This is a genomic window from uncultured Candidatus Puniceispirillum sp. (assembly GCF_963979125.1).
Lineage (GTDB): Bacteria > Pseudomonadota > Alphaproteobacteria > Puniceispirillales > Puniceispirillaceae > Puniceispirillum.
The window spans coordinates 1-2,309 of sequence record NZ_CAXBVX010000172.1 but is presented as its reverse complement, the minus strand read 5'-3'; the positions used below and the strand labels follow the sequence as shown (position 1 = coordinate 2,309).

Here is a 2,309-nt window from a genome sequence, read left to right as displayed (position 1 = left end):
AAAAATTGCCTTTCGATGGATCGGGTTATTTTGTCTATGTTAGAGCTGAAGATGTTCAGATTGATGATACTGGTTCTTTAAGTGGTGAAGTCGAAACTATTACATTTTTGGGTACGCATTATCGAATTGGGATAAAGGGTATTATACCCAATGTTTTGACATCAATATTTGTAGGGCAGCGTGCTCCTGAGATTGGCAGCAAAATAAAAGTAAACATCAAACCTGAAACTTTGATGCTTTTACCCGAGGGAGTTGCTTAGAAGTGACTAAGATAATCCAAATTTCAGATCCACATATAGTCCCTGATGGCCAACTCGCTTACGGTAAAGTTAATACTAAAGAAGCACTTATATCATGTGTTGAAACCATTAATCGAATTATTCCTGAAATTGGGCCAGTGGACATGGTTATTGTTACAGGCGATTTAACTGATTTTGGTACTTGTGAGGAATATGAAATCTTTCGTGATATAATGGCTGATCTTTTGATACCATATCAGGCGATCCCGGGAAATCATGACAATGTAACAGAAATGCGCAAAAGCTTTTCTGATCAGCATTGGATGCCAAAATCGGGTCCCATTAATTGGACTGTTAATTTTGATCAGATGGCCATAATTGGCTTAGATACAAATGTTAACGGCAAGCCCTATGGACAACTTGCTGAGACAACTCTTGATTATTTGAAAGAAAAGCTAAAAAATTTAAATCAAAAGCCTGTTATTGTTGCAGTTCATCACCCTCCAATATTTACAGGTATTAAAAAAATGGACGATAACAATCTTCGCGAAAGCAAAAGGCTGAAAACTCTTCTTTCAGGTTATCAAGGTGAACTGAAGTTAGTTTGTGGTCACCTACATCGAAATATATCAAAAAAATTTGGAGACGTTATCTGCCAGATTGCGCCTGGTACATCTCATGCAGTTTCTTTAGATTTTCGCAACAATGTTCCGAATTGTCTTATCAAAGAACCCAGTGCTTTTTTAATTCATGAAATTCGAAGTGGTATTTTAACTCATAATATCTTTATAGGACAGTTTGACGGCCCCCATATGTTTTATCCAGAAACAGGCTAATATTTAAATTAAAATTTAAAATCTATCAAAACGGAGATGATGTAATCACTTCAACACAAATATTGATGAACTTGCTTGGGGCTTCTGCGCTTTTGTTATGGGGCATGCGGATGGTGCGCATTGGTATATCGCGCGCGCTAGGCAAGCGTCTCCAAAAAACGATTGGTAATGGTATGTCTAATCGGTATGTCGGTTTTACCTCAGGCATGCTGGTGACGATGGTCTTGCAAAGCAGTATGGCAACGGGCTTGATAATAAGCTCATTCGCGTCACGTGGAGTCGTTACAACAGCAGCTGGTCTGGCCATTATACTTGGGGCTGATGTCGGCACGACTATCGTTGCTCAAATTTTGTCATTCGATATTAGCTGGCTGATACCTGTACTAACTTTGGGTGGTGTTGTTGTTCATTTTAGTTCCAAGAATGACTCACGTCGTCAATGGGCACGTGCAGCTATAGGTCTTGCTTTAATGTTGATGGCGCTGGGTATGATTTCCCAATCTTCAACGCCGATGCGGGATGCGCCGATTTTGCAAGATATTTTCAGATCTCTGGAAAATGACTTTCTGCTGGCAATCATTTTAATGGCACTAATAACATGGCTAGCGCATTCAAGTCTGGCGATGGTGCTGCTGATTATATCACTTGAAGCAGGTGGCGTTATTTCGATTTATATGGCACTCATTCTGGTAATTGGTGCGAATCTTGGTGGTGCAATTCCAGCAATTATAGCGAACTGGTCAAAAGGAAATAAGGCTCGCCGGTTACCAGTTTCAAATGCGGCTTTTAAACTAATTGGTTGCGTTATCCTTCTTCCTTTTCTTGAACAAATAACATCATTTTTAGTACTATTGAGTGATGACAATACCAAGTATGTTGTTAATTTTCATACTTTATTCAATGTTTTAATTGCGGCTGGGTTTATCTTTTTCATTAATCCTATTGCCAGAATTGTTGAAAGACTCTTACCTGAAGATCGCGCTGAAAAACTTGAAGTTGCCCCACAGCACCTTGATTATGATAATATATATGATCCATCGATAGCGATTGCCAGCGCGACATTGGAAACAGTCCGCATGGGGCATATGATTGATGCCATGTTGCTTAAAAGCCTTGGGGCCATAGAAAAAAGTGACCGTAAAGCTGTGCGTGCGGTTATGAAAATGGATAATGATGTTGACCGTCTGCATGAGGCGATAAAACTATATGTTACGAAAGTAAGCCGCGCGCCCCT

Annotated in this window: 3 protein-coding genes; all 3 read left to right on the top strand. The window is 39.8% G+C overall.

Annotated elements, in window-relative coordinates; genetic code table 11:
- The coding region (locus tag ABNT28_RS10870) for a TOBE domain-containing protein (protein WP_348721606.1) at positions 1 to 260 on the top strand (260 nt) is incomplete at its 5' end.
- 2 nt (positions 261 to 262) lie between these two features.
- Entirely contained in the window at positions 263 to 1,075 is an 813-nt protein-coding gene (locus ABNT28_RS10865) for a phosphodiesterase (protein WP_348721605.1), read from the top strand.
- A gap of 65 nt (positions 1,076 to 1,140) precedes the next feature.
- Positions 1,141 to 2,309 (top strand): Na/Pi cotransporter family protein (locus ABNT28_RS10860; protein WP_348721604.1); only part of this gene is annotated, 1,169 nt, incomplete at its 3' end.